The organism is Streptomyces pimonensis (assembly GCF_041380215.1).
In the GTDB taxonomy this organism is placed as follows: Bacteria; Actinomycetota; Actinomycetes; order Streptomycetales; family Streptomycetaceae; genus Streptomyces; species Streptomyces pimonensis.
Genome location: NZ_JAHWZY010000145.1, coordinates 1 through 468, shown reverse-complemented (window position 1 = coordinate 468; position 468 = coordinate 1). Strand labels below are relative to the sequence as shown.

The following is a 468-nucleotide window of genomic DNA, read 5'->3' as shown; positions in this document are numbered from 1 at the left end:
GCAGGCGTGGACATCACCGTCACACCGCCGGCGAGGGCCAGTTCGCACTCGCCCTTCCGCAGGGCCTGTACGGCCAGGTGCAGCGCGACCAGCGACGACGAGCACGCCGTGTCCACGGTCACCGCCGGGCCTTCGAAACCGAACGTGTACGACAGGCGGCCGGAGATCACGCTCGCCGCGCTGCCGGTGCCGAAGTACCCGTCGACGTTGTCGGGCGCCGCCATCATCAGCGTGGTGTAGTCCTGGCCGTTGGTGCCGACGAACACGCCGGACCGGCTGCCGCGCAGCGAGGTCGGGTCGACGCCGGCGCGCTCCAGGAGTTCCCAGGAGGTTTCGAGGAGCAGTCGCTGCTGGGGGTCCATCGCCAGCGCCTCGCGCGGCGAGATCCCGAAGAACGTGGGGTCGAAGTCGGCTACGCCGTCGAGGAAGGCACCCCTGCGGGAGTACGTCGTGCCGACTCCCGCCGTC

The 468-nt window shown here is 70.7% G+C and carries 1 protein-coding gene; it reads right to left on the bottom strand.

Annotation, left to right across the window (positions count from 1 at the left end; all coding sequences use genetic code 11):
* The coding region (locus KYY02_RS33745) for a beta-ketoacyl synthase N-terminal-like domain-containing protein (protein ID WP_371244908.1) at nucleotides 1-468 on the bottom strand (468 nt) is incomplete at both ends.